This is a genomic window from Caballeronia sp. A2-2, assembly GCF_057612605.2.
The window spans coordinates 1,250,672-1,277,669 of sequence record NZ_CM173618.1 but is presented as its reverse complement, the minus strand read 5'-3'; the positions used below and the strand labels follow the sequence as shown (position 1 = coordinate 1,277,669).

The following is a 26,998-nucleotide window of genomic DNA, read 5'->3' as shown; positions in this document are numbered from 1 at the left end:
CTGTAAAAGGAATGGAGGAGTCGCATCGTGTCGCATGTCACTTCGGAGGTGCCGGGCCGGCGCCGCTTCGTGAGCCGCTCGGGCCGCGAACTCGATTTCACTTCACTCGGCTTCGGCAGCGCGCCGCTCGGCAATCTCTATCGCGCGATCAGCAATGACGATGCACGCGCCACCGTCAACGAAGCGTGGAGTCAAGGTCTGCGCTACTACGACACCGCCCCGCTCTACGGCTACGGCCTCGCCGAAGTGCGCGTCGGCTCGTGTCTGCGCGAACAGCCGCGCGATGATTTTCTGCTTTCCACCAAGGTCGGACGCGTGCTCGAACGTTGCGCGCCGGATGAGCGCGACGGCATCGGCAAATTCTTCGATGTGCCTTCGCGCCGCGTGATCTACGACTATTCATACGATGGCGTGATGCGCAGCTTCGAGATGTCCTTCGAGCGGCTCGGCTTCGATCGAATCGATATCGTGTATGGACACGACATCGATATTTTCACGCATGGCAGCAAGGAAGCGAGCGCGCAACGCACGCGCGAATTTCTCGATGGCGGCATTCGCGCGCTCACCGATCTGCGTTCGCAAGGCGTGGTGAGCGCGATTGGCATTGGCGTGAACGAATGGGAAGTGTGCGAGACCGTCGCGCGCAATGCCGATGTCGATCTGTTCCTGCTCGCGGGACGTTACACGCTGCTCGAACAGGAAGCGCTCGAAACGTTTTTGCCGCTGTGCGAAGCGAAAGGCATGGGCATCGTCGTGGGCGGGCCGCTGAATTCCGGCATTCTCGCGACGGGCGCGAAACCGGGCGCGTGGTTCAACTACATGCCCGCGCCCGAGGACGTGCTGCAACGCGTCGCGCGCATCGAACGCGTGTGCGCGGCGCATGACGTGAGTTTGCGCGATGCCGCACTGCAATTTCCGCTGATGCATCCGTGCGTGGTCAGCATGATTCCCGGCGCGGTGACGCCCGAGGAAGTGCGCGGCAACGTCCGTTCCCTGATGACGCCGATTCCGCCGCAACTCTGGGCTGATCTCAAGCGCGAAGGATTGATGCGTCAGGACGCGCCGGTCGAAGCTGCCGCGCACCGGTTCGCATGATTCACCCTTTCCAACGCATTCAGGAGACAGGTCATGAACACCGCGCAAGCGCTGGCCGCGCTCGGCATTGACGAAACGGCCGTGACACCCGAACAACTCGCCTCGTTCGATGAACTCGGCTACTGCATCTTTCCCGATGTCTTCACCGGCGACGATCTCGAAGCCATGCGCGCGGAAGTGGATCGACTGCAAGCGATCGAAGGCGCGTATGGCGGGCATGAAGTACATATCGAACCCGGCGCGATGCGTCTGTCGAATCTCTTTAATAAGTCATCCGAATTTGATCGCTGTCTGCGCTGCGGACCGACGCTCACGCTCGCGCATCAGTTGATGGGCGAGATTCGCGTCTACTCGCTCAACGCGCGCAATCCCGCCAAGGGACAAGGCCAGCAATTGCTGCACAGCGACGTGCCGCGCGCGCATGCCACCGACTGGCGGCTCGTCAACACCATGGTCATGCTCGATGACATGACCGAGGACAACGGCCCGACGCGCGTGGTGCCAGGTTCCCACAAGCTCGTGCCGATCAATGTGCCCGACATCAACATGTGCGAGTTCGATCGCATTCTGACCACGCCGGAAGACGAAGCGATCATGCCTAAAGACCCGATGGCGACGCATCCGAAAGAGGTTCATCTGACGGGCAAGGCGGGTTCCATCGCGGTGATCAATGCGCGCATCTGGCATGGCGGCACGATCAATCATTCGGGCGCGCGGCGGCGCGTGCTGCATCTGGCCATCGGACGGCGCGATGTGCCGCAGCAGTTCAACGAACGCGAGCATCTCACGCGCGGACTGCATGCGCGCACGGGTCCGGCCGAACGCTTTCTGCTCGATATCGAAGGCGCGGAGCCGAAGGATATCGATCCGCTGGAATTGCCCAAGGAAGCGCGGCTTTGGAAAGCAGCGGATGTCGAACGCGTCGAACGTTATTGACCGTCGCTCATATCAAGGAGAACAAGAATGGAGCGCATGGGATTCGTGCTGAAGCTCAAGGCGGAAGCGATACCGGAATACAAGCGGCTGCATCGCGAAACGTGGCCCGAGATTCTGGAGATCATCACGCGGGCGAATATCCGCAATTATTCGATCTTTCTTAAAGAGCCGGAGAACCTGCTGTTCGCCTACTGGGAATATGCCGGCGACGACTTCACGGGCGATCAGGCGAAGCTCGCGCAAGAGCCGCGCATGAAGGACTGGTGGGCCCTCTGCGATCCGATGCAGGAGCCGCTCGATACGCGCAAGCCTGGTGAATGGTGGGCGCGCATGGAGAGCGTGTTTCTCAATCCGTGACATAGAACACAAACTACAAAACAAGTGGTGGAGACGATCATGCAGACATGGAAAACCGCAGCGGCGTGCGTGGCCTTCGGCGTCGCGGCGATGGCAACGCTCAGCACGCCCGCGCAGGCCGACGACAAGCATCCGCTGATCGCCGTCGCGATGAAAACGCAAGTGCAGCGCCGCTGGACCTTCGATTACGCCGCGATGGAACGCGAAGCGAAAGCGCAAGGTGCGAAGCTCATCGTGCAATGGGCGAACGACGATCCGACCTTGCAGTCATCGCAAGTAGAAAACCTGTTGAGCCAGCAGCCAGACGCGCTGATTATCGTACCGGTGGACAGTCAGGCGGCGGGACGTATCGTGAATTCGGCGCATTCGTCGGGCGTGCCGGTGGTGGGTTATGACATCGGCGTATCGACGGCCAAGCTAGATTATTTTGTCATGCGTAACAATAATCTGGTCGGCGAGTTGCAGGCGAAAGGCGCGCTCGCCAAAGCGCCCAAAGGCACGTTCGCGCTCATCAAGGGCGATCCGGGCAACGATGTCGCGCAGGCCATCTCGAAGCAATACGATGCGCTGCTTGTGAAGAATGGCAACGTCAAGATTGTGTTCAATCAGTTCGTCGGCGGCTGGGACCCAAAGGCCGCGCTCTCGAATGCGGAGAACGTGCTCAGCGCTCAGAACGATAAGGTGGATGGCTTCGTCACGTCGAACGATGGCATGGCGCTGAGTGTCGTTCAGGCGTTGAAGGCGCGCAATCTGCAAGGCAAGGTCTACGTGTCCGGTCTCGATGCCGAACCCGCGAACCTGCAATTGATCGCACAGGGCATGCAGACGATGTCGGTCTGGACCGATCTCGACGAAGCCGGCAGTTCGGCCGTGAAAGCCGCCGTGGCGCTCGCCCGCAAGCAGAAGCCAGCGGTGGCCACGACCGATGTGAATCTCGGCGCAGGCCCCGTTCCCACGCATCTGGTGAACGTCGTCGCGGTCACGCAAGACAACCTCTGCAAGTTCGTCAATCACGATGCCCCTCGCGGCTGGGTCACGGCCGATCAGGTCTACGGTGCGGGCGAATCGCCGTGTCAATGAGCGGAGCGCGCCATGTGGCAGGAAGATGATGCGCCCGTTGTGTCCGCGACAGCACAGGCCGACGCCGTGCTGTCCTTGCGGCATGTGAGCAAATCCTTCGGCGGCATTCTCGCCGTGAGCGACGTGAGTCTGGACGTCGCCCCCGGCGAAGTGGTCGCGCTGATCGGCGAGAACGGCGCGGGCAAATCGACGCTCATGAAGATCATCTCGGGCGTCTATTCCGGCGACAGCTTCGAAGGCGAGATGCTGCTCGATGGCACGCCCGCGCGTTTTCGGAATGTGCGCGAGGCGGAAAGCGCGGGCATCGTGCTCGTGCCGCAGGAGTTGCATATCGCGCCGAATCTCAGCATCGCGGAAAACATGTTCATGGGCATGCTGCCGTCCAAACGCGGCTTTGTCGATGAACGCGCGCTGCACAAGATTGCGAAGGAGCGTCTCGCCTTCTTCGGTGTCGATGCGCGGCCCAACGCGCCTGTGGGCGAACTCAGTCCTTCAGCGCAACGGCTCGTGACCATCGCGGCGGCGCTCTCGAAGTCCGCGGCGCGCGTGTTGATTCTCGATGAACCCACGGCCTCGCTCACGCAAGGCGAAGCGGTGCATCTGTTCGAACGGCTGCGTCAGGTCAAGGCGCAGAACGTGGGCTGCATCTACATCACGCATCGGCTGGACGAGATCGCGGAAGTGGCCGATCGCGTCGTGGTGATGCGCAATGGTCAGGTCGTCGCGCATTTCGAATCGGCGCGCGAGCGGCTTTCCGACATGGTGCGCGCGATGATCGTACGCGATCCCGCGCCCCGCCCTCCGCGCGAACGACGCGCCCGCGCCGAACCCATTCTCAGCGTGCGCGATTTCTGTGTGGATGAACATTTCGGCGCGAAGCGGCGGCGCGTGGACAACGTGAGTTTCGATCTGTGCCGTGGCGAAGTGCTCGGTGTGTTCGGGCTGGTCGGCGCGGGCCGCACGGAACTGGCGAAAGCGATTTTCGGTGCGTGGCCAGGCGCGGTGTCGGGCGATATTCGCATTGCAGGTGAAGCCGTGCGGCCTTCGTCGCCGGGTGCGGCAATCAAGCTCGGCATCGGCATGTTGACGGAGGATCGCAAGCAGACGGGGCTCATCGAAGGACATAGCGTGTTGCGCAACATCAGCGCAGCGAGCATTCACGCGGTGTCGCGCGGGCCGTTCATTCAGAGCGGCGACGAAGTGCGGCGCAATCTCGAACTCGTCACGCGTTTCGATTTGCGGCCGCCGAAACTCGCCGCAAAAGTCGAGGCGTTCAGCGGCGGCAATCAACAGAAGGTGCTGCTGGCGCGGTGGGTCGCCATCGGCCCGCGCATTCTGATCGTCGATGAACCGACCTATGGCGTCGATGTCGGCGCGCGTGCCGAGATTTATCGTCTGCTGCACGAACTCGCGGCCAACGGCACCGCCGTGCTGATGATTTCGAGCGACATGAACGAAGTGCTCGACGAGAGCGACCGCATTCTCGCGATGTACAAAGGACGCATCACGCAGACCTTCGAAGGCGGCGAAGTCACGCGCCACGAACTCATGGCCGCAGCAACCGGAGAGGCACACTGATGAAGTATCCCTCGCAGACTCATGCGCAACCGCTCACGGCGCCGCCTGCGCGGCGTGAACTCGGGCAGCTTGTCAGCGCGCGCACGCTGAGCATGGCGGTCGTGTTCGTGCTGCTCGCGATTGCCTTCAATATTGCGTCCAACGAAATATTTCTCACGCCGCGTAACTTGTCGCTGCTGTTCCGGCAGGCGTCGATTGTCGCGCTGGTGTCGGCGGGCGTGTCGATCCTCATGATCATGGGCGAGATCGATTTGTCGATTGGCAGCGCGGTGTATTTGAGTGGCGTGGTTGCGGCGAGTCTTTCGGTCACGCATGGGCTTGGGATTTTGCCGACCTTCGCCGTGGTGCTCGCGGTCGGCGTGTTGATGGGACTGTGGCAAGGCTTCTGGACCGTGACCGTGGGCGTGCCATCGTTCATCGTGACGCTGGCGGGATTGCTCGCGTTTCGCGGCATCGGCTATTACACGACGAATGCGGCGACGATTGCGCCGGTGTCTACCGAGTTCTCCGCGATCAGCGAAGGCTTCGTGCCGATTGTTGCGTCCATCATCGGGCTTGTGGTTGCGTGGGCCGCGTGCGGGTATTACATCTTCAGGCGGCATCGCGCGCTCGAAGCGCTTGGGGAGCCGCAAGGAATGTCGGCGCTTGCCATCAAGCTCGGCGTGCTGACCGCTATTGCTGCGTTTCTGATTTGGGTATTTTCGGGTTTTCGCGGCATTCCCACTGCGTTATTGTGGGTCGCGGCCATCGGTATCGCGCTGTGGGTGCTCATGACCAAGACCATCTTCGGACGCAACGCCTATCTCACCGGATCGAACCGCGAAGCCTCGATTCTCGCGGGCATTCCGCTCGCACGCCAACTGTACGTCGGCTTCGTGCTGATGGGCGCGATGTACGGCATCGCCGGCATGTTGATGACCGCGCGTCTGGGCGCGTCCACGCCGACCACGGGCATGTATCTCGAACTCGATGCCATCGCGGGCGCGGTCATTGGCGGAACCGCACTGAAGGGCGGCGTGGGCACGGTGCCGGGCGCGATCATCGGCGCGGTACTGCTTGCGACCATCGACAACGGCATGAGCATTCTCAACGTTTCGTCGTTCATTCAACTGGTCATCAAGGGCTTGGTGCTGTTATTCGCGCTGGCCTTCGATTCCTACATCACCAAGCGCCAGGGACGCCGCTGATATGTCCACTCTCACCGAACAGGCCGTGCGTGCGCCGCGCGTGATCCGGCTCAATCCAAAGGACGATGTGGTGATCGCGCTCGATCAGCTTGTCGCGGGCACGCGTATCGAGAAGGAAGGCATTACCGTGTCGGGGCTGATTCCACCGGGCCACAAGATGGCGACGCGCGATATCGCTGTCGGCGATGCGGTGCGGCGCTACGGCCAGATCATCGGCTTCGCGACGCAGCCGATTCGCGCGGGACAACATGTACATGTGCAGAACGTGGCCATTGGCGATTTCGCGCGCGATTACGCCTTCGCGGAAGATGCGCATGCCGTGCGTCCCGTGGATTCACCGGCTTTCTTCGAAGGCATCGTGCGCGAGGATGGACGTGTCGCCACGCGTAATTATGTCGGTATCCTGACTTCCGTGAATTGCTCGGCGACGGTGGCGCGCGCCATCGCCGATCATTTCCGGCGCGATATTCATCCCGAGCGCATGGCGGCGTATCCGAACGTGGATGGCGTGGTCGCGCTCACGCATAGTTCCGGCTGCGCGGTGGATTCCGAAGGCGAAGCGCTTGCGATGCTTCAGCGCACACTGGGCGGTTATGCCATTCACCCGAATTTCGCGGCGGTCATCATGGTCGGGCTCGGCTGCGAGACCAATCAGATTCCGAAGCTGCTTGCCGCGCAAGGCCTCAAGAATCATGCGCGGCTTAAGACCTTCACGATTCAGGAGACGGGCGGAACGACGCAGACGATTGCGCGCGGCATCGAATATGTCGAGCAGATGTTGCCTGTGGCGAACGATGTGAAGCGTGAGAAGGTGAGCGCGAGTGAACTCGTCGTCGGGCTGCAATGCGGCGGCTCGGATGGGTATTCGGGTATCTCGGCGAACCCGGTGCTCGGGGCGGCGGTGGATCTGCTCGTCGCGCATGGCGGGACCGCGATTCTCTCGGAGACGCCGGAAATTTACGGCGCGGAGCACTTGCTCACGCGACGCGCGCAGACCGAAGCCATCGGCCGAAAACTCGTGGACCGGATTCATTGGTGGGAAGATCACGTTGCGCGCAATGGCGCGGCGCTGAGTAACAACCCATCGGCGGGAAACAAGGCTGGAGGACTGACGACGATTCTGGAAAAGTCGCTTGGCGCGGTCGCGAAAGGAGGCACGACGAATCTCGTCGAAGTCTATGAATACGCGCAGCCGGTGCGGGCCAAGGGCCTCGTTTTCATGGATACGCCGGGCTACGATCCCGTTTCCGCGACGGGACAGGTCGCGGGTGGCGCGAACCTCATCTGCTTCACGACGGGCCGTGGATCGGCGTATGGCTGCGCGCCCTCGCCTTCGCTCAAGCTCGCGACCAATACCGCGCTGTGGGAACGCCAGTCCGACGACATGGACTTCAATTGCGGTCAGGTGTTGAGCGGCGAAGGGTCCATCGAAGAACTTGGCAGACGCATGTTCGAACTGATGCTTGCGACGGCATCCGGCAAGCGCTCGCGCAGTGAGACGCATGGCTATGGGCAGCAGGAGTTCGTGCCGTGGCAGATCAGCGTGATTACGTGATTGGGAAGGATGCGTGATCGTCGATGCGGTGACGCCCGCTGCCGTGTGCACGGAAATATCCGCCACGATGTCTCGCGAAAGTGCCGATGCGGCGGTGTTCGATCTGTCGGGCGGACGGTCTACCTCTTGAGCTTTTTTAGCCGGGGATTTCAGGCTCGACTAAGTTTGCCAGTTGCAAGAGGGATTCCTGCCAGCCGAGATAACACATCTCCACGGGGATGACATCGGGTAAGCCTTCCTGCACGATGTTCAACTCCGTTCCGCACAACACCTTGCGCAGTGTCACGGTGACTTGAATTTCGCCGGGGAGATTCGTGTCGTCGAAGCGGTCCGTGTAGCGAATTTTTTCCGATGGGATGAGTTCGAGATATTCGCCGCCGAAGGAATGGCCGGTGCCGGTGCTGAAATTGCGAAAGGACATGGCGTGTTTGCCGCCGACTTTTGCTTCCAGTTCGTGGACTTGGCAGGTGAAGCCATAAGGGGGAAGCCATTTCGCGATGGCGTCGGGTTCGAGGAAGGCGCGGTAGACGCGGTCGGGGGTCGCGCGGAGGACGCGGTGGAGGTGGATGGTGTTGGGCATGGATTTGGGCTCTTTAAGGGTTGGGTTGTGTTTATACGACGAGGGGTGGTGGTTTGAATCGACAGGGGTGGGGTTGGGGGAAACCATAGGTTGCTGGGTTCGTTTCGTGCAAGGGGCTTCTTCTTGTTGTGCTGTTTATGCAGTAGCCGCCTCCCCGGCGGGGGGGTAACTTTCTTTGCTGCTGCAAAGAAAGTCACCAAAGAAAGCAGCTTTTACCCCGTGCCCGCTGGCTGGAAAGTGTGGCCTGAATTAACGATACAGTGGCCGCGTTAGGATGTCCCACGTTCGGTTAGGCGCGTGGGCAACCTAACGATTACGCGCACGAATCCTTTGATCTTAGTGGACCGCGCTCATTCTTTCGGCCATGCGCTTCGCGCGCCGAGAGCTTTAGAACGGAACCCCGCAGCCTATCAGCGCCCAGCCACATCACGCTTCTCCGCTAGATTGCTATTCGGCCCTACCTTGATTAGTGCTCCGACTAAAAGGTGACTTGCGTAGGTGTGCACGCTCTGTCCAGAAGCACTTATCAAGGTAGGGCCAAATGACGACATAGCGGTGACGTGTAAGGTGGCTGGGCGCTGATACGCTGCGGGATTCCGTTCTAAAGCTCTCGGCGCGCGTAGCGCATGGCCGAAGGAATGAATGCGGACCACTAAGAGTCAAGTATTCGAACGCGAAATCGCAAGGTTGCCCACGCGCTTAACGAAACGCGGGACATCCTAACGCGGCCACTGCATGGTTAATTCAGACCACACTTTCCAGCCAGCGTGCGGAGGGGTAAAAGCTGCTTTCTTTGGTGACTTTCTTTGCAGCAGCAAAGAAAGTTACCCCCCCGCCGGGGAGGCGGCTACTGCAATAAAAGCCCAACCAAGACCAGCCCTCAACCTTTATCCCCCTCTTCCAACACCAAAAGATTCTCATACGAGAACCCGAGCGTAACTCGCGCTCCCCGCTCCGGCAACACCCGATTCGGATCATTAAACACATCAAGCGAAACCACCTCATCGCTAACCCGTGCCCGAATCCGCACGACAGAGCCCAAAAAACTAATCTCCTCCACCGTAGCCGCAAGCGAATTCCGTCCGCTCACCGGCGGCTCAAGCAAAATCGCTTCAGGCCGCAAGGCCATTTGCCGCTCCCGTCCAGCATCATCAGCCGCAAGCGGTCGAGACGTGACAAGCTCCTGCCCATGCACCGCAATACGCCCCGCAGCAGGATCAACCACACGCCCGGAAAGAATATTCAGTGTTCCTACAAACGAAGCCACAAACCGCGTACGCGGAAAGTTATAAATCTCAAGCGGCGTCCCGGCCTGCTCCACACGCCCGTCATTCATCACGACGATGCGATCGGAAATAGAAAGCGCCTCCTCCTGATCGTGCGTGACAAAGATCGACGTAATACCAAGCTCCCGCTGCAACGCGCGAATATCCTCGCGCAAAGAAACGCGGATCTTCGCATCGAGCGCGGATAAGGGTTCATCGAGCAAGAGCACTTGCGGCTCGCTCGCCAGCGCCCGCGCCAAGGCCACACGCTGTTGCTGACCACCCGACAATTGCCACGGATAACGCGTCGCCAAATGCGGCAACTTGATAAGTTCAAGCATCTTCACGACGCGCGCATCGATCTCTTTCTGCGAACGTTTCGCCACCTTCAGCGCAAAGCCGATGTTCTGCGCTACGGTCATGTTCGGAAACAACGCATACGACTGAAACACCATGCCAACCGCGCGTTCACGCGTGCGCAGATGCGTCACATCACGTCCATCGAGCCGAATCGTGCCGCGCGTGGGCGTCTCGAATCCCGCGATCATTCGGAGTACGGTGGTTTTTCCGCAACCGGAAGGCCCGAGAAACGTGACGAATTCTCCACGCTCGATTTTCATGTCGAAGTGATGAAGCGCCACATGCGGCCCAAAAGCCTTATGCAGATTATCGATCTCCAAGAATGCCATGCGTCGCGACCTCGCGGCTCAGGTTTTTTGACCGGCAAGCGCACGCGCGGAGCCGAATACTTGTATCAATCCCATCGATGCCCACGTCACCGCGAACGCAATGATTGCCAGCGCAGAAGGCTCGTACGCACGATTCGCCCCGATCAGTTGAAGGTACGGTCCGAACGCCGGACGATCGAGCAAGCTCGCCAGCGTGAACTCGCCAATGACGACCGCGAATGTCAGAAACGCACCGGACAAGATGCCCGAACGCACATTAGGAAAGATCACGCGAAAGAGAATGGTCATCCATCCAGCGCCGAGACATTCGGCCGCTTCGGTGAGCGAGCGCACATCGACGGCGCGCATGCCGGCATCGACGGCACGGTACATATAGGGCAACGACAGTGTCACGTAACCGAACACGAGCAGCAGATCGGTCGCACGCTCGTTGCCCGTGAGCGGCAGAATGGAACTGCTGTTAAAGATGCGCAAATAACCGAACACAATGACAATGGCCGGAATCACCAGCGGTAATAAGGTAATGAATTCCACCACGGGTCGCAGCTTCGGAAGACGCAATTGCACCCAATACGCAGTAGGTACAACGAGCAATACGCCAATCACGATAGTCAGTATTCCCATCAATACAGAATAGCCGAATGAGGCTTGAAAATGCGGGTCTGCAAGCACGACGCGGTAGGCATCGAAACTATAGGAATCACGACGCATGCGCAGACTGAATTCGAATGTGGCGGCAAGCGGGATCACGAAATACAGTGTGCCGAGGATCATCGCGACCCAAGCGCCCGCGCGCGATTGTGTCCTCATCGACGTCCCCTTTCGGCGCGTGCGCGTAAATAGATATAGCCGCCGTTCGACAAACCCGTCACCACGATCATGCCCAGCGCCAGCGCATAGCCGAGATTCTGGTTATGCAACACGTCGCCGCGAATCTGCGCATAAAGAAGAATGGGCACGATGTTGAGCGAGCTACCGGTCAGTGCATAAGCGGTCGCCACCGCACCGAACGCGTTGGCGAATAAAAGCAACGTCGCGCCCAGCAGGCTCGGCCATAAAACGGGCAAAGCAACATAGCGCCAGTATTGCGCCGCCGTACCGCCCAGACAATCGCATGCTTCACGCCATTCGCGCTTAAGTCCATCGAGTGCGGGCGTGATAATCAGCACCATCAAGGGAATCTGGAAATACAAATACGTCAGCGTCAGCCCAAAGAAACTCAGAATGCTAAAGCCCGTGGAATAGAGATTGAATCCAAGGTATTTCCTTGCAAGCACCGTGACGAGCCCGACGCGTCCCAATGTACAGATGAACGCAAACGCCAGCGGCACACCCGCGAAGTTCGACGCCACGCCCGAAAACGTCATGAGCGTCGGTCTGATCCATTCAGGAAGCTTTCCCTGCACCGCCGCCCACGCAAGCAAGCTGCCGATGATCGCACCGCCCGCCGCTGACGCGACGCTCACTTTCACGCTGATCCAATAAGCATCCAGCACGGAGGGCTGAATGAGTTCGCGCAGATTGCCAAGCGTGAAATGCCCGTGCGCGTCCTGAAACGCGCCGATCATTAAAAACGCAGTCGGCAGAATGAGAAAGAGCAATGCAAACGCAAAGAAAGGCACGACGCCCGCGTAAGACAACCATCGAGCGCCATCGCTCACACGCGCCGGGCCGGACTGCGGCGCGGGCGCGGCGGGCGTCACCAAGTCAGGACCGGAAGCGCCTGGCTGCGGAGATGAACTCATTCGGATGACTCGTGAGCGCTTATTTCACGTTCGCGCCGACGACCTGATCCCAACCTTTGGTCACGCTGTCCTTCGTCGCATTCTGCTGATCGAGCGTGGGAAACACAGCATGGCTATACGACGATGCAGGCGGCAGCTTCGCCAACAATGCGGGCGGCACTTTCTTCTGCGCGACAAGTTCGTTATAGCGCATCGGATGACAATAACCCGCCAGCCAGCCGAGTTGGCCTTCGTCGGAATAAAGGTATTCCATCCAGAGTTTCGCCGCGTTCGGATGAGGCGCGAATGCGCTTATCGCCTGCACATAGACGCCTGCGACCACACCTGTCTTCGGTACGATCACCTGAACTTTGGGATTGCCCTTGAGCGTGTCGCGGTCGGCCAGCGCGTTGTAATCCCAGCGCACGATGATCGGCGTCGTGCCTTGCGCCAGCGACGCCGCCTTGCCGATCACCGGAACGAAGTTGCCGCTCTTGTTCATATCGGCGAAGAACTTGAGACCGGCCTGATCGGCTTTGGTGGCATCGCCTGTGGCTTGCGAGAGACCTGCCGCATAAACGGCTTGAATGGCCTGATTGGCCGAACGCGGATCGCCCGCCAAGGACACGGCGTTGCGATACTCCGATTTGAGCAGATCGCCCCAATCCGCAGGCGGTTTGTCGATCATGTCCGAATTGAGGCAAAGCTGATCAAGTCCACCACATGGCTACTCCGGGCGTTATAGATTGGAGTGAATAAGGAAGGCGGAACAGGATGAAGCAGCAGACGCTGGCGATGGCAAGTGATGAAGGTGCGGGCTTCGAGACGCACCGCAAACGGACGCGGCGCGATGAATTTCTCGATACGATGAATGCAATTACGCCGTGGGCAGAGTTGTGTGCGGTGGTCGAGCCGTATTACCCGAAGCGCGGCAATGGCCGCCCGCCGATTGGCCTGGAGCGCATGCTGCGCATCCATTTCCTCCAGCACTGGTTCAACCTGGCCGATTTCGCGTGTGAAGAGGCGCTTTACGATAGCGCCAGCCTGCGTCGGTTTGCAGGAATTGATCTGGGCTGCGAGGCGGTACCGGACGCCACCACGCTGCTCAAATTTCGCCGTCTTCTTGAGACCCACAAACTGGGCGAGAAGCTGTTTGCCGAAGTCGGCCGGGTGCTTCAGGCAAGCGGCATGAAACTCAAGAGCGGCACGATTGTGGATGCCACGATCATCGGTGCACCGAGTTCGACGAAGAACGGGCAGAAGTCGCGCGACCCTGAAATGCACCAGACGCGCAAAGGCAAGCAATGGTACTTCGGCGCGAAGCTGCACATCGGCGTGGACAGCCGGAGCGGCCTGGCGCACAGCGCAGTGCTCACGCCGGCCAACGTGCACGACAAGCATCCGCTGCCGCAATTGCTGCACGGCCAGGAGCGGCGGGTCTACGGCGACAGCGCATACGCCAGCCAGAAGGCGCTGATCCACAGCAAAGCGCCGAAGGCACGCGACTTCACAAATCAGCGCACCCGCCGCGCGGGTGAAGTCGATGAGGTTCAACGCAGCAAGAACCGCAACAAGTCGAGGATACGCGCACGCGTGGAGCATGTCTTCGCGGTGGTCAAACGACTGTGGGGGTTCACGAAGGTGCGCTATCGCGGGTTGGCGAAGAATGCGAACCGGGCCTTCGTCGCATTGGCGCTTGCCAACGTGTACCTGTCGCGCAGGCGATTGATGGCATAGGTGCGCCCGTAATGGGCGAATGGCGGGCAAAGCGCCCGTGTGCAATGCCTGCAAGGGCCAAAAATCAAGGGGCGACCGTCGGCTTCATGACCTGAACACCGACACATCGCCGACACGGCGAAAATTCGGCGACTTGTTCAGCTTAGCCTTGACTTCGAACGAAAGCACACCGTAATAATCGCCGTACCAATAGCCTTCCGCATCTTTGGATGAGGCGGGAATGGAATCCCACGTCGAAACCTTATAAGGCTGCAAAAGGCCGTCTTTCTTGGCCGTCGGACCGAAAGATAAACCGACATCGATGACATCCGGCGCCTGCGGGCCTTTATTGCCCTTGTTCGCCTTGATGGCTTCCACTTCATCGCCCGAACCCGCATCCGGATTGAGTTCGTTCACATGGATGCCATATTTCGTCTGGAACGCCGTGATCAGCGCGCCGTAGCCGCACCAGTCATGCGGCAAGGCGATGGTGGTCAGTTGCCCTTCCTGCTTCGCGGCGGCGACAAGCGCATCGGATGGCGCGGCCGACGCAACGTTCGCGTTGCCTAAGGCAATTGCCACTGACACTGCAATCGGAGAGACACGGCTCGTGCGGATAAGCATCATCGTCATCGCTGTTCCAAAGAAAGGGTTTTGCGTGAGGTGAATCGCCAATGCCGAAGGAGGCTAAATTCAAAACCCTAAATTTGCAAGCTGACAAAAACGCACGCAAAAAGTGCAAAGCCCCGGCCGGTTTCCCGGTTCGGGGCTTCACGTCTTCAATTGCTCTTGCTACTTGCTTGTTTCCTGCTCTTGAAACGATGAGTAAGGCGTTACGGCCACAGCGGCATGCGGTGCTGCGTTGCGTCGCTACTTGCATCGGTTACCACTACGTTCACGTCTGTTAAGGCTCGGAAGGCTCATGGTACGTCTTTGCTCGTCAAACGTCATTGCGGGTGAAACATCTGGAACGAAAGGCATTGCTCCATGGCGACTGCTTGAGCACGATTCGATCCAGCGCGTCACTGCACAACGGTCAAGGGTTGGAGTTAGGACCGTGTATTCAGTAAGACTACTGCGCTGGCGTTTGCGTTGAGTCGTGTTCTTTGCCATGTGAAGCAGTCTACCGCCGCATTCGTCATTTCAATTCGCCTGTATGAAGGCGGGATTGGGCTTTGATCGCGGAATAGGCGGGTATAAAGAAATTGCCAAAAGGTCATTGCGCTGCTGAAGCCTTGGCCGACTCGACCACGGCAAGCGTGGCGGCAAGCGTGCGCGCGGCGTCATGTCCGTCTATCAAAGGCGGTGCCTCGCCCTTTACGACCTCGACGAAGTGCCGTAGCTGATTCGCGTAGACGTTTTCCTGAGCGACGGCCGGGTGTGTATCGTGGATCGGCAAATGCCGGCCCCGTTCGCCGGAATACGACCATATCGTCATGTCGGGGAGCGTGATCGCGCCTTGCGTGCCCGCGAAAAAATGCGTGGGGACCGGACGAAAGTCGAATAACTTTCGGTCCTCACCTGCGGCCGTGTCCCAACTCCACGGCGTGGCCGCAGTATCGGACAGAGTGATCGTGGCGAGCATGCCGTTCGCGAGTCTGAGCGTGCATGCGGCCGAATCTTCCACGTCGTGCCCGCGCACCTTGTTGGACGACGCGGCCTGCACCGACACGATCTCGCCACAGAGATGCCTTAAAAGGTCGATCTCATGAATCAGATTGATGAGGATCGGACCGCCGCCCGCCTGCCTGCGCCACGGCGCGTCGAAATACGCGGCGGGCTTATATAGCAGGCACATGATGTTGGCGACGACGAGTTCGCCAAGCCTGCCGCTCGCGATGATTTCCTTCGCCATCCGAACGACCGGATTGTGCCTTCGATGATGACCGACCAGCATCGGCACGCCATGGCGTTGCGCGGCATCGGCAAGCGCCTGCGCGGACTTCACATCGTCCGCCACGGGCTTTTCCATGAGCAAGGGCACGCCGCGTTCGATACACGCCAGCCCTGCTTCGAGATGCGTGTGATTGGGCGTGCAGACGATGGCGGCGTCGGGACGTGCTTTGTCCAGCAAGTCCCGATAGTCAAGGTAAAGCGGCACGGACAGCGAATGTGCGTAGTTTCCGGCTTCCGGAGACGGATCGGACAGCGCCACGAGCCTGCAAGCGTCGTTGTCCAGAATTTCCTGAACATGACGCTTGCCGATCACGCCTGCACCGATCACGGCAATTTCTATCCTTTGCATGCCTTAATTCCTGTTCTCGACAAAAGGTTGCGACAAAAACGGAATGAGGTCGTGCAGCACGTCCTCATGCGATTCCTCAGGCTGCAAGTGCCCGCCTTCGATGCCGCGACCGCTCACGTCATCAGCCCATTCGCGCCATATTTCCAGCGGAGTGCTCGTCTGGCCTTTGCGTTCCGCGTGGCTCCACAGCACGAGCACCGGACACGCGAGCTTCTTGCCTGCTGCGCGATCGGCGGCGTCGTGCGCCGAATCTTCATAAGCCGCCGCGCGATAGTCTTCGCACATCGCATGACGCACGGCAGGGTTGCGAAACGCGCGGCGATAGGCGTCGAGCGCATCCGCGTCGATACGATCGAGGCCGCCCGCCATAGTCGACAATGCGCGTTCGATGAACGCGTCCGGGTCCGCCGCCAGCATGCGTTCGGGCAGATCTTCCGTTTGCGCGAGAAAGAACCAGTGGAAGGCATGGAGTGCGAACGATTTATCGACGCCAGCGAAAGCATCGAGCGTCGGCACGACAGTCAACGACGCATAAGCCGACACGCGCGCAGGATGATCCAGCGCGAGACGATAGCCCGCCCGCGCGCCCCGGTCGTGTCCAACGATGCCGAAGCGCTCATGCCCGAGACCGCGCATCAATTCGACGAGGGAGCCCGCCACGCGCCGCTTCGTCCAGCGTTCGTCGTGATCGAGTGTGAGGCTATCGCCGTAGCCGGGAAGATCCGGTGCGATGACTGTGTGCGAGCGCGCCAGCACGGGCGCGATGTAGCGCCATGCGACATGCGTTTGCGGATAACCGTGCAGCAGCAACACGGGCGGTCCAGAACCGCCTGTTACGCCTTTGAAACGTACGTCGCCTGCTTCGATATCGAGCAGCGAAAAGCCTTCGAACATGGCGTGCTCCCTTAGCGCTGCACCGATGCACCGTTCCAGTCGAACGCATCCGGCAGACCAAAGAAGGATGCCGCAGCCACCATGCCGTGATTCATCATGTTGCGGCCGTTGTGAATGCCGAGCCCTGCGGCGCGGGCACGCTCGAGCAGCGCGGTGACACGCGGCTCCATGATGACGTCGGCGACGGTCGCGTGAGCGGGCAATGCATCGATAGAGAACGGAAGCGCATCGTCGGCATTGAGTCCGAGTGGCGACGCATTGATCGCGATATCGATCAGCTGCATGTCCGGCGTGCCTGCCGTGATGCGCGCATTGCTTTCGCGGGCGATGGCATCGGCGAGATCCTGTGCGCGCGCAGCATCGATATCGAATACGGTGAGACTCGCGATCCTTTCCAGACCGAGCGACCAGCCGATCGCGCGCCCCACTCCGCCACCGCCATTCAGAAACACATGCGCGCCTTCGAGCCGCACGCCATCCGCAAGCAAGCCCGCGACGAAACCGGCGCCATCCACGTTGTCGCCTTGCCAGCTTCCATCGGCGCAACGTCGCAACAGATTGATCGAGCCGATACGTCGTGCGCGGTCTGTCAGTGTGTCTGCATGGCGCATCGCCGCGAACTTGTGCGGCATGGTGAAGATGACGCCATCGACGTTATCGATCTGCTTCATGCCTTGCAATGCGTCATCGAAATGCTCGCTGCGCACGTCCGCGGGAACCATCACCGCGTTGATGTCATATCGCTTCATCAGCGCGCTCCACACGACCGGTGCGCGCACATGCGCAATGGGCGAGCCGAAAATCGCGTAGAGCCGCGTCAGGGCATCGACAGGTGAATCGAGTCTTGCACGTTCTTCCGCTAATTGTTCTGATGCCGTCATGCTTCGTTCTCCGTTTCAATGTCATGCGCCGCTGCGTTGCTGATTCAATGATTCATCGTGGCGCATGTGTCCGCGTATCTCTTCATTGCGCAAACGTTCGTATTCTTCGATACCGACAGGAACCGCATCACGTGTTCCCAGATCGTCCATGTGGATGCGATACGTCTCGCGCGCCGACCACGCCGCGATCGAACAGATGATGGTGATGCCGAACGTAATGCCGCCCACCGTCAGCCAGATATGCTGCGCACCGGGCGGCGCAACGGTCGTGAACAACGCAGGCAACAAGGCGGAGATCGCCACGCCTATATTCTGCGAAATCGCCATCGAACTCACGCGCATGCGAGTGGGAAATAACTCGGGATAGAAGCTCGGATAAACCGCGTTCTGCCCTTGATAGACCAAGCCCCACATGAGGATCGACAGCACGATGGCAAGCCCGACGTTGTGAATGCTGATTGCATAGAGATACGCGAACGAAAGCACCCCGGAACCCAGCGATGCCACGATGATCGGAATGCGCCGTCCTATGCGGTCGGAGAGCGCGCCCCAAAGCGGAATGACGATCATCCCGCTGACATTGCCGAGCACCGGAATCCATAAGTACCAACTCTTGCTAAAGCCGATGCCATACGCCTGCTGCACCGCATACGCCCCGCCAAATACGGTCGCGACGACCGGAATGACGTTCATGATCGACATCAGCATGACGCGGAGCATGTCGTCCCAGCAATGCCTGAATGCAAGCCTGACCGGCGAGCGCGGCGGTCCCTTATCGTCGCCCGTCTGCGCAAAGGCCGGCGTTTCGTGCACCTTGCGTCGGATGAAATAGCCTGCGACCAGCACGAACGCGCTCATCAGGAAAGGAATGCGCCAGCCCCATGAATTGAATGCGTCGTCGTTCATGAAGTGACTCAGCGGCAGGAACACGGCTGCCGCCAGCAATTGCCCGGCCGTCACGCCCTGCATGCCGAAACTGCCGTAATAGCCGCGTCGGCCGAATGGCGCGTGTTCGAGAATCATGGAACTCGCGCCGGAGATTTCACCCGCGACCGCGAAGCCCTGAATGAGCCGCAACACCACGAGCAGCACCGGCGCCCAGAATCCGACTTGTTCATAAGTGGGCAGAAACGCGACCGCCATGGTCGAGAAGCCCATCAGGAACATGCAGACCAGAAGCACCGATTTGCGTCCGTGCGTATCGCCCCAGTGACCGAGCACGAAAGCGCCAATCGGGCGCGCGACATAGCCGATGCCATAAGTCGCAAGCGATGCGGCGATCGCCACTTTCGCATCGCCCTTCGGAAAGAAGATTTGCGGAAAGATCAGCGCCGCGGCCTGTGCGTAGATGAAAAAATCGTAGTACTCCAGCGCGGAGCCGATCCATCCGCTCATGGCCGCAAGCTTCGACTGATGCGCGCCCGGTGGTTCGTGTGACTGACGCTCGATTGCGTTCGACATGGATGTCTCCGTGATGGCTCGGTTAAGTTTCCATCTGTGTGTTTGTTCCATGTTAGAAACTTCGACTTTTTCTTGTCAACGCCTTTCCATTCACAATTTCCATATGAGAACAAACTAGGGATAGTCCGTATACGGCCCAAGTATCGCTTGACGCCGCGAGACCGGATGAATCACTATGAAAACAACTTTCCATATGAGAACACGAGGTTACACGATGAATGAAGCCATGCAGGAACGGATCGCCATCCGCGAAGCCATCGAGAACTGGGCGGTGTGGCGCGATGCCGGCGACTGGGAGCGCTTCGCGACGCTTTGGCATCCTGAAGGCGTGATGATGGCGACGTGGTTTCAGGGCACCGGCCCTGAGTTCATCCGCGTGACGCAGGAAGGATGGGCGCGCGGCGTGAGCATCCTGCATTTCCTGGGGGGAACGTCGGTCGATCTCGCGGGCACGCGCGCCATCGCGCAAACCAAGATGACCATCTCCCAGCGAGGCGATGTGGAAGGTCATCGTTGCGACGTGGTCTGCACCGGGCGCTTCTATGACTTTTATGAAAAACGCGATGAACAGTGGCTTTTGCGTTTGCGTCAGCCGATCTATGAGAAGGATCGGCTGGACCCGGTGGAAACCGGCGTCAAATTGAATCTAGACCCCGAAATACTGGGGCTTTTCCCGGAGGGTTATCGCCATCTCGCTTATATTCAGACGAAGATCGGCTATAAGGTCAAACGCGACATGCCCGGCCTGACCGGCGCCGAAGTGCAAGCGCTCTATGCGCGCGGACGCGCGTGGCTCGAACACGGCACGCTTTGAATCATGCGCAAGCTGTCCTTGCATCATCTCACCATGTTGGATGCACATCCGCTTCAACTCGTCGATGCGGCGCACGCGGGCGGATTCGATTATTACGGACTCCGTGTGGTCGCGCCCACTTCGGCAGATAGCGTCGTCGATGTCGCGCATGATCCCGTCCTTATCCGAACGCTCGAGGCGCGCATGCGGGACACCGGCGTGCGGCTGCTCGATATCGAAGCGATCTGGTTGCAGGAAAACACGCGCATCGATAGCTTGCTGCCTGCGCTGGAAGCGGGTCATCGTCTGGGCGCGAAGCATGTATTGACCGTGGGCTACGATGACGACCGCGCGCGCCTCATGGACAACTTCTGCGCGCTGTGCGAAGCCGCCGCGCGTTTCGACATGACGGTCGGACTCGAACTGATCACGTACTGCGCCATCGGCACGCTGGACGATGCGCTCGCGACGATTCACGCCAGCGCGCAACCGAACGCGCGCTTGCTGATCGACGCGCTGCAATACTTTCGCTCGGGCGCGGAGATCGGCGATATGAATCGCGTGGACCCTGCGCTCATCGAATACGTTCAGATATGCGACGGGCCGCTGGCCTCGCCGGTTTCAATAGCCGAGCGACGCACGGAAGCACGCACCGCACGCTTGCTTCCCGGCGATGGCGAGTTTCCCCTGCGCGATCTACTTGCCAGGCTGCTGGACGACCTCACGCTTGCCGTGGAAGCGCCCACGGTTGCCTTGCGCGGCCTTCCCTTCGATGAACAAGCCCGCACGATCATGGCGAGGATGAAGCGCTTTCTCGCGTGACTTATTCCGCGAGATATTGACGCTGGATGCGTGCGGCGGCGGCTTTGAGAATCGCCACCGAGCGCTCGCCTACTTCGGCGGAAAAGCGCACGGCGGGTATGGCGAGATTGAGCGAGCCGAGCGGAAAGCCCGTGGTCGAGAGAATCGGCACGCCGAGACCGACAATGCCCGGCGTGTATTCTTCCATCGAATGGGCGAAGCCACGCTTGCGCACGTCGTCCAGTTCGGCCAGCAAGCCTTTTTTCGTGGCGATGGTGTTCTTTGTGAAGCGCTCGAAGGACACGGAACGCATGTACTCGTTGCGCATGACATCGGGCAGATACGCGAGAATCGCCTTGCCGCCGGACACGGCATAAAGCGGCGCGAGGTCGCCCAGCCTCATGTGCGATTGCAACCGCTGCTGGCTGACGACCGTCGCGACCACCTCGACCTGCTCGCCCTTGAGTTGATTAAGCGCGCACGATTCCGCCGTTTGCTGCGTGATGTCGTTGAGCACCGGCTCCGCGCACGCGATCAGATCGCGCATCTGACTGGACTGCTGCGCGAGTTTGAGAATGGCGTCGCCGAGACGATAGCCCTTGGTTTCAGGCACGAAACGCAGATAACCCCGGTCGGTCAGATTGCGAATGAGTTTGGTAAGACTGCTCTTCGGAATATCGAGTGCTTCGGCTATTTCCGCGTGCGACATCTCGCGGCCCCAGCGCGCGAGCAATTCGAAAAGATCGAGCACGCGATCCGCCGATTTGACCGTGCCGCCCGCATCGAATTCTTCACGCCGCATGATGTGCTCCTCGTTCATATGGAGGAACAGTTTATCGCCGCGACGTGAGGAGTCAAGTTTTCGCTGCGGTTCGGCTCCAGACGCATTCCCATGGAGGAACTCATCAATGTTTCGATGCAGCTTCCATGAAAGCGCTCAGATCGCGATTGAAACGCTGCGGTTCCTCGATGAACGGCGCATGCCCCGACTCCGCATAAAGCGCGCTGCGCACCGCCGGATTGAAAGACTTGGCACGCGCGATGGCAGGCTTCGCCTTGACGAGCGCATCGCGTGCACCGTAGATCAGCAATACCGGCACGCGTGCTTTTCCGAGCCCTTCCTGTGCGGGAACGCTCATCGATTGAACAGCCGATTGCATGTCCCACGATGCCATCGCCGCATTGGCGAGCAAGCGTTCGAAGGTAGCCTGGTCCGGCTGACGATTGAAGCACAAGCCAAGAAACGTGCGCTCGCCATCGAGATGCGTGCGCAGGTCCGGCGATGTCATGTCGTGATACACCTCGGGATGCGCGACGATCTGATCGGGCTTGAGTTCGATCACGCCATCCACGTAGACCGCGCCGGCAATCGCGTCATCGCCGTGTGTGGCGAGATAGTTCGATATGACCGCACCGCCAAGGGACCAGCCGACCAGCACCGGGCGTCGCGCATGCGTCGCCTCGATCACTGCGGCGAGATCGTCGCCCCAGCGGCGGCCATCGGTGTAGGCATCCGCATGAGTGGGTTTGCCGGACAGGCCATGACCGCGAAGATCGTAGGTAATGAGGCGATAGCCCTTCAATTGCGGACTTTTTATTTGTGCATCCCAATTCAGGCGGCTGCCCAGCAAACCATGAATGAACACGATGGGCTGACCGCCGGGATCGCCCGATTCCTGCACGGCGAGCGTGACGCCATCGGGTGTATCGACGGTGTAATTCCGGCCTTGCGCGAACGCGACGGGAGAAGCGGAAGCGAATGCGAACAAGGCCGTCAAGACCCGCATCGCGCCACGAATGAATTGAAAGGACATGAACGTTTTCCTCTATTGAATCGAATGGAATACGTTCTAAGTCTCGCGCCTCACACTAATGTCAGAGTCAAGCAAAAGTGCTAACTTTCCAACATGACGAAATCCACCGAACACACACTGCTGAGTATCGGCGAACTCGCACGCGCGACGGGTGCGAGCGTGCGCTCTATTCGTCATTACGACGAGAACGGTCTGGTCACGTCCGTTCGTGCGGACAACGGTTATCGCGTGTTCGCGCATGCGGCCATCACGCAGGTCAGGCAGATTCAACGCCTGATCGCGACCGGCTTCAGTCTCGCAGATATCCGCTCGTTTCCCGATTGCATGCGCCTGATCGAAGGTGCGGCGGCGTGTCCGGAAACCGGTGCGTTACAGCGCGAGCGTCTGATGTCGATCGAACGACAGATCGCGGATCTCGAACGGCGCCGCGCGCGTTTGCTCAAGACGCTCAACGAAGGGACTGTTCCGCCGCTCGAACAATGATGCTCAGGGCACGGCCTGCGCAAGCGGTTGATGTGCATCCATGGTCGTGAATGCCCACGTCAGATCGAAGCGCGATCTCGCTGACAGCTGGCGCAACGTGCCGCGCGCGCGGACGGTATAGCGTGTCGCAACCTCCAAAGGTTCCAGAGGCGTGCAGACAGCGGTATTGCGCGCGGCATCGGCGGCAGTAAGCGGCGCGATCCGGCAAGGCACTTTCGTGCCGTGTGCATCGCGCAGTTCGACGCTTTGCAGTTCGATATGCGCGTTCGGACCGCCTGACAGCGTGACGGGATAGCCGAGAACTTTTCCGTGAAAGCCGCTGAACGGTCCCATCGGGTCCGGTTGCTCGTTATTTTCCCATGCAGTCGGGACTTGCCTCTGACCATCGTAAGGCCATGCGATTAGTTCGTTGTCCGCAAGTGATGGCGCAATGTCCGCGAAATCGATGACGGCAACTGCGCTCGTCCCCGCCATCAGGCTTTCACCGGCACGCGCCCAATCGAACAACAACGCGCCTCGGTGATATGGCGACGCGAAAATATGCACGACCGGTGACGCGGCATGCTGCGCACCGCCGATCAGCGCCAGCACTTCGCTGGCGTTGCGCGCCTGCGTATGCAGACGAATGCGCGTCAGAATGTCTGTTCCCGTAAATCCCGGCTGGCCTTCGATTTCCTCGTGCGTGCCCACATGATTGAGCGCAAGGTAACGCGCGTGAGCGAAGGCAGCGGCATCCAGCCCCGGGTCGGCCGCGATCGGCGGCAGGCCCACTTCAGCGCGCCGGTCGTTCACGTAGCCGATGGCGGTCGTCGCCGAAACATGCATGGAAGCGGCGGCGCCCGGTGCGGTTCGCAGCACGACGGGTGGCCCCGAATAGGCGTATTCGTCTTGTCTAACCGTTTTCGATACGCAGCCCGCGAGGACAGCGATGACAGATAGTAAGGTTAGCTTGATAATCCGCATTGAGCCTTCGTCGAATGTTTCGGCTTACAGGCTCGCGGCAAGTGCCCGCGCCTTCTCGCTCGCTTCCTCGCGAGACGCGTGATCCTGCTCGGGACCGGCCAGCGTTTTCTCCACGCTGATCGTGTGAATATCCGTAATGCCGACCATCTTCGACCAGCACGTCATATAAGCCGACTGAAAATCGTACTGATCCGGCGGAAAGTCCGCACCGAGTTGCACGCCGCGCGCCGCGATGGTGACGACCGTCTTGTCATTCAACATGCCGTTGAGGCCGCGCTCATCGAATGTGAACAGCACGTCCTTCTGCGAGATGACGTCGAACAGATGCTTCAGACGATAGGGAATGCCGAAATTCCACATAGGCACGCTGAACACAATCACGTCCGCCTGCCTGAAGCGTTCCGCCAGCGTATGGACGATGCGCCATGCGTCGGCCTGCGCGGGTTCGAGTTCGCGGCCTTCGATGCCTGCGTACTTCGCCTCCAGAATCGGACCATCGAAGACTGGAAGATCGGTCTCCCACACATTCAGTTCGTCGATGGTGGCGCTGGAATGGCGAGCCTTCCACGCCTCGATGAACGCGTGCGCGACCTGCCGCGACGCCGAGCGTTTCGTCCGAGGTGATGCAATCACATGAAGCAGCCGCATAGGGCCTCCTGTCGTGAGCATCGTCACAGTAACGCAAGGAATGCTCCCGCGCATTAAACGTTGACTCCATCCAGAAATCAGCCTATAACCATCCATATGGATGGTAACCGGATGGTTGGACAGAAATATGGCAAAAGAAGTGCTCGATCGATCGCGTGGAAGCGAAACCGAAAAAATCACGATCAACCTGGGTCCGGTGGACCTCGGACAGATCGATCTTCTCGTGGAAGAAGGCTTCTACTCGAACCGCACGGACCTGATTCGCACGGCAATCCGCAATCAGTTGTCGATTCACGCGCCCGTCGTCAAGGACACCGTGACGCGGCGCGAACTGGTGCTCGGGCTTCAGTACTTCTCAAGAGAAGACCTCGAAGCCGCGCGGGCCGCGAATCAGCGCTTGCGCATTCAAGTGCTGGGACTCGCGAGCATTGCCGCCGACGTATCGCCGGAACTTGCACTGGCCACCATCGATTCGATCCTCGTTCGCGGCGCGCTTCATGCTTCGCCGGCCGTCAAGGCCGCGCTGGCGGATCGCATCCGATAACCGCGACGCTCTCCTAACAATTGGAACAAAAATGAAGCTCAACGAAGGTTTTCTCGATTCGATGAAGGAAGCGTTCGCGCTCTTTCAAGGTAACGATGCGGCGGCAGCAGCGGAAGTCGTCAAGCGCGCGATGCATGGCGAGCACACGCAGAGTGAAGTCGTGGAGGCGCCCAAATCAGCACGCGCACCCAAGGCCGATGTAGAAGATCGCGGCCACTTCAGCACACAACGCTTCACGAACGCCGCAGGCCAGCGCAGCTACAAGCTCTACGTGCCGGGCGGCGAACGGACCGGTCTTTTGCCGCTCGTCGTCATGCTGCACGGCTGCACACAGGACGCCGACGATTTCGCAGCCGGCACGCGCATGAATGCGCTCGCGGAAAAGCATGGCTTCATCGTCGCTTATCCGATTCAGCCGCAGGGCGCGAATGCATCGAAGTGCTGGAACTGGTTCAAGCCGGGCGATCAGCAGCGCGAGCAAGGCGAGCCATTGCTGATCGCAGGCATCACGCGCGAGATCATGACGAACCACGCGGTGGACCCGAAACGCGTGTATGTCGCGGGCTTGTCGGCCGGTGGCGCGATGGCGGCGATCATGGCGCAAACCTATCCCGATCTTTACGCCGCCGCTGGCGTGCATTCCGGCTTGCCAGTCGGCTCCGCGCACGATCTGCCCTCCGCGCTCGCGGCCATGCGTGGCGGCAAGAGCCGCGCGAGTCATCGCGACATACAAACGCCACGCTGCCCGCTTATCGTGTTTCACGGCGATGCGGATGCCACCGTGCATTACGCCAATGCCGATGAACTGCTGCGTGGTTTCGTAGCGACGGCGAATGCATCGAATCCAAGTCAGGGAGCGCGCAAGCATACGGTGAAGCGCATGTCATCGCAGAACGGCTTGAAAGCGGAACTCTGGACCGTTCATGGCGCGCCGCATGCGTGGTCCGGCGGTGCATCGAGCGGAAGCTATACCGACCCGAGCGGCCCCGATGCCAGTGCGGAGATGGTGCGGTTCTTTCTCGAACAGGCGCACGCTCGTTGAATTTTGTTGAACTGCGTCGCGTGAAAGGTGTCTTCGTTCAATCACTGAAACTTTGCGGTCGATCGTTGAACCGGCTATTCATGCGTTCGATGGTCAAGACAATTGTCGACCTCAAAAGAACTATAGTGAGAGTCTGACTTACCCAAACGGAGGCACCATGACCTTATCGAAGCGCCATCTCTGCGCCACTGCATTGCTTACCGCCACGGTGCTCTGTGCGCCCCTCGCGCACGCCCAACTCGGGAACCTGCTCAATCAAGGCAAGGACAGCGGGTCCGGCGGCGGATTGAGCAGCCTGGGCGGGCTCGGCAGCGGCATGTCGCTCAATTCGCTCACATCGAATAGCACGGGCAATGTCGCGGGCGTGCTGCAGTATTGCATCAAGAACAACTATCTTGGCGGTAATGCCACGTCGGTCAAGGACGGGCTCATGAGCAAGCTCGGTGGATCGTCGTCGAGCGATAGCGGCTACACGGACGGCGCGAAGGGCATTCTTAACAGCGGCAACGGCAAACAAGTCGACTTGAGCGGCGGCGGATTGAAGGAACAAATCACGAAGCAGGTGTGCGACAAGATTCTTTCGCAAGGCAAGTCGCTTTTGTAAGCGTTGCGTCAGGACTCACAGGCGGCTGCGGTTGAGCTTCGACGCGGTTTCCGCCGCGTCGCT

The 26,998-nt window shown here is 59.8% G+C and carries 26 protein-coding genes and 2 pseudogenes; 14 read left to right on the top strand and 14 right to left on the bottom strand.

Annotated elements, in window-relative coordinates; translation table 11 throughout:
- Positions 1 to 27 precede the first annotated feature (27 nt).
- From ACZCWR_RS29535 to ACZCWR_RS29505, 7 genes are read left to right on the top strand one after another with little or no spacing between them, the layout of a single operon-like run.
- Entirely contained in the window at positions 28 to 1,095 is a 1,068-nt protein-coding gene (locus tag ACZCWR_RS29535) for an aldo/keto reductase (RefSeq protein ID WP_488876505.1), read from the top strand.
- Between the two features lie 33 nt (positions 1,096 to 1,128).
- Positions 1,129 to 2,031: a phytanoyl-CoA dioxygenase family protein gene (locus tag ACZCWR_RS29530; protein WP_487305212.1), complete on the top strand. Its 903-nt coding sequence runs from the start codon at positions 1,129 to 1,131 to the stop codon at positions 2,029 to 2,031.
- 27 nt (positions 2,032 to 2,058) lie between these two features.
- Positions 2,059 to 2,388 carry an L-rhamnose mutarotase gene (locus tag ACZCWR_RS29525; protein ID WP_487305211.1) on the top strand — a complete coding sequence of 110 codons (330 nt, stop codon included), beginning with the start codon at positions 2,059 to 2,061 and terminating at the stop codon, positions 2,386 to 2,388.
- Positions 2,389 to 2,427: 39 nt separating this feature from the next.
- Complete coding sequence (locus ACZCWR_RS29520; protein ID WP_487305210.1) at positions 2,428 to 3,468, top strand: sugar ABC transporter substrate-binding protein; 1,041 nt, start codon at positions 2,428 to 2,430, stop codon at positions 3,466 to 3,468.
- Between the two features lie 12 nt (positions 3,469 to 3,480).
- The gene (locus ACZCWR_RS29515) at positions 3,481 to 5,046 is read left to right on the top strand and encodes a sugar ABC transporter ATP-binding protein (protein ID WP_487305209.1); all 1,566 of its coding nucleotides are present in this window, start codon (positions 3,481 to 3,483) and stop codon (positions 5,044 to 5,046) included.
- The gene (locus ACZCWR_RS29510; protein WP_487305208.1) at positions 5,046 to 6,233 is read left to right on the top strand and encodes a sugar ABC transporter permease; all 1,188 of its coding nucleotides are present in this window, start codon (positions 5,046 to 5,048) and stop codon (positions 6,231 to 6,233) included. The genes ACZCWR_RS29515 and ACZCWR_RS29510 overlap by 1 nt, the downstream gene beginning before the upstream one ends.
- A 1-nt stretch (position 6,234) precedes the next feature.
- Positions 6,235 to 7,788 carry a UxaA family hydrolase gene (locus tag ACZCWR_RS29505; protein WP_487305207.1) on the top strand — a complete coding sequence of 518 codons (1,554 nt, stop codon included), beginning with the start codon at positions 6,235 to 6,237 and terminating at the stop codon, positions 7,786 to 7,788.
- Between the two features lie 136 nt (positions 7,789 to 7,924).
- On the opposite strand, the gene ACZCWR_RS29500 is transcribed toward ACZCWR_RS29505, so the two are convergent.
- The 5 genes and pseudogenes from ACZCWR_RS29500 to ACZCWR_RS29480 all read right to left on the bottom strand — a co-directional run.
- A complete protein-coding gene (locus tag ACZCWR_RS29500; protein ID WP_487305206.1) occupies positions 7,925 to 8,368 on the bottom strand; it encodes an SRPBCC family protein in 444 nt (147 codons plus the stop codon).
- Between the two features lie 880 nt (positions 8,369 to 9,248).
- The gene (locus tag ACZCWR_RS29495) at positions 9,249 to 10,322 is read right to left on the bottom strand and encodes an ABC transporter ATP-binding protein (RefSeq protein WP_487305205.1); all 1,074 of its coding nucleotides are present in this window, start codon (positions 10,320 to 10,322) and stop codon (positions 9,249 to 9,251) included.
- 18 nt (positions 10,323 to 10,340) lie between these two features.
- Positions 10,341 to 11,132, bottom strand: a complete 792-nt coding sequence (locus tag ACZCWR_RS29490; RefSeq protein ID WP_487305204.1) for an ABC transporter permease — start codon at positions 11,130 to 11,132, stop codon at positions 10,341 to 10,343.
- Positions 11,129 to 12,067: an ABC transporter permease gene (locus ACZCWR_RS29485; RefSeq protein ID WP_487305203.1), complete on the bottom strand. Its 939-nt coding sequence runs from the start codon at positions 12,065 to 12,067 to the stop codon at positions 11,129 to 11,131. The genes ACZCWR_RS29490 and ACZCWR_RS29485 overlap by 4 nt, the downstream gene beginning before the upstream one ends.
- A gap of 19 nt (positions 12,068 to 12,086) precedes the next feature.
- Positions 12,087 to 12,746, bottom strand: a pseudogene (locus ACZCWR_RS29480) (ABC transporter substrate-binding protein); the annotation flags it as partial.
- A gap of 74 nt (positions 12,747 to 12,820) precedes the next feature.
- Here ACZCWR_RS29480 and ACZCWR_RS29475 point away from each other — a divergent pair.
- A complete protein-coding gene (locus ACZCWR_RS29475) occupies positions 12,821 to 13,783 on the top strand; it encodes an IS5 family transposase (RefSeq protein WP_487300625.1) in 963 nt (320 codons plus the stop codon).
- A gap of 126 nt (positions 13,784 to 13,909) precedes the next feature.
- Here ACZCWR_RS29475 and ACZCWR_RS29470 read toward each other — a convergent pair.
- The 5 genes and pseudogenes from ACZCWR_RS29470 to ACZCWR_RS29450 all read right to left on the bottom strand — a co-directional run.
- Positions 13,910 to 14,386, bottom strand: a pseudogene (locus ACZCWR_RS29470) (ABC transporter substrate-binding protein); the annotation flags it as partial.
- Between the two features lie 592 nt (positions 14,387 to 14,978).
- Complete coding sequence (locus ACZCWR_RS29465) at positions 14,979 to 16,007, bottom strand: Gfo/Idh/MocA family protein (protein ID WP_487305202.1); 1,029 nt, start codon at positions 16,005 to 16,007, stop codon at positions 14,979 to 14,981.
- Between the two features lie 3 nt (positions 16,008 to 16,010).
- Positions 16,011 to 16,901 carry an alpha/beta fold hydrolase gene (locus ACZCWR_RS29460; protein ID WP_487305201.1) on the bottom strand — a complete coding sequence of 297 codons (891 nt, stop codon included), beginning with the start codon at positions 16,899 to 16,901 and terminating at the stop codon, positions 16,011 to 16,013.
- 11 nt (positions 16,902 to 16,912) lie between these two features.
- Complete coding sequence (locus ACZCWR_RS29455; protein ID WP_487305200.1) at positions 16,913 to 17,782, bottom strand: shikimate dehydrogenase family protein; 870 nt, start codon at positions 17,780 to 17,782, stop codon at positions 16,913 to 16,915.
- A gap of 21 nt (positions 17,783 to 17,803) precedes the next feature.
- Complete coding sequence (locus ACZCWR_RS29450) at positions 17,804 to 19,243, bottom strand: MFS transporter (RefSeq protein WP_487305199.1); 1,440 nt, start codon at positions 19,241 to 19,243, stop codon at positions 17,804 to 17,806.
- Between the two features lie 214 nt (positions 19,244 to 19,457).
- Between ACZCWR_RS29450 and ACZCWR_RS29445 the strand changes: the two genes are divergently transcribed.
- Together ACZCWR_RS29445 and ACZCWR_RS29440 are read left to right on the top strand one after the other, a co-directional pair.
- Entirely contained in the window at positions 19,458 to 20,057 is a 600-nt protein-coding gene (locus tag ACZCWR_RS29445) for a nuclear transport factor 2 family protein (protein WP_487305198.1), read from the top strand.
- A gap of 3 nt (positions 20,058 to 20,060) precedes the next feature.
- Entirely contained in the window at positions 20,061 to 20,858 is a 798-nt protein-coding gene (locus tag ACZCWR_RS29440) for a sugar phosphate isomerase/epimerase family protein (protein ID WP_487305197.1), read from the top strand.
- A 1-nt stretch (position 20,859) separates the two neighbouring features.
- Here the strand turns inward: ACZCWR_RS29440 and ACZCWR_RS29435 are convergent, their stop codons facing one another.
- Positions 20,860 to 21,639, bottom strand: a complete 780-nt coding sequence (locus ACZCWR_RS29435; protein WP_487305196.1) for an IclR family transcriptional regulator — start codon at positions 21,637 to 21,639, stop codon at positions 20,860 to 20,862.
- Positions 21,640 to 21,742: 103 nt separating this feature from the next.
- Complete coding sequence (locus tag ACZCWR_RS29430) at positions 21,743 to 22,651, bottom strand: alpha/beta fold hydrolase (protein ID WP_487305195.1); 909 nt, start codon at positions 22,649 to 22,651, stop codon at positions 21,743 to 21,745.
- Positions 22,652 to 22,744: 93 nt separating this feature from the next.
- Between ACZCWR_RS29430 and ACZCWR_RS29425 the strand changes: the two genes are divergently transcribed.
- Positions 22,745 to 23,134 carry a MerR family transcriptional regulator gene (locus ACZCWR_RS29425; RefSeq protein ID WP_487305194.1) on the top strand — a complete coding sequence of 130 codons (390 nt, stop codon included), beginning with the start codon at positions 22,745 to 22,747 and terminating at the stop codon, positions 23,132 to 23,134.
- A gap of 3 nt (positions 23,135 to 23,137) precedes the next feature.
- Here the strand turns inward: ACZCWR_RS29425 and ACZCWR_RS29420 are convergent, their stop codons facing one another.
- Together ACZCWR_RS29420 and ACZCWR_RS29415 are read right to left on the bottom strand one after the other, a co-directional pair.
- Positions 23,138 to 23,992, bottom strand: a complete 855-nt coding sequence (locus ACZCWR_RS29420) for a CAP domain-containing protein (protein ID WP_487305193.1) — start codon at positions 23,990 to 23,992, stop codon at positions 23,138 to 23,140.
- 129 nt (positions 23,993 to 24,121) lie between these two features.
- Entirely contained in the window at positions 24,122 to 24,745 is a 624-nt protein-coding gene (locus tag ACZCWR_RS29415; protein ID WP_487305192.1) for an FMN-dependent NADH-azoreductase, read from the bottom strand.
- Between the two features lie 127 nt (positions 24,746 to 24,872).
- On the opposite strand from ACZCWR_RS29415, the gene ACZCWR_RS29410 reads away from it, so the two are divergent.
- The 3 genes from ACZCWR_RS29410 (at position 24,873) to ACZCWR_RS29400 (ending at position 26,935) form a co-directional block, all read left to right on the top strand.
- Positions 24,873 to 25,289, top strand: coding sequence for a CopG family transcriptional regulator (locus ACZCWR_RS29410; protein WP_487305191.1), 417 nt, complete (start codon positions 24,873 to 24,875; stop codon positions 25,287 to 25,289).
- 31 nt (positions 25,290 to 25,320) lie between these two features.
- Positions 25,321 to 26,331: an extracellular catalytic domain type 1 short-chain-length polyhydroxyalkanoate depolymerase gene (locus ACZCWR_RS29405; RefSeq protein WP_487305190.1), complete on the top strand. Its 1,011-nt coding sequence runs from the start codon at positions 25,321 to 25,323 to the stop codon at positions 26,329 to 26,331.
- Positions 26,332 to 26,488: 157 nt separating this feature from the next.
- Positions 26,489 to 26,935 (top strand): YjjA family protein, encoded by a 447-nt coding sequence (locus ACZCWR_RS29400; protein ID WP_487305189.1) that lies wholly within the window; start codon positions 26,489 to 26,491, stop codon positions 26,933 to 26,935.
- Positions 26,936 to 26,998 lie beyond the last annotated feature (63 nt).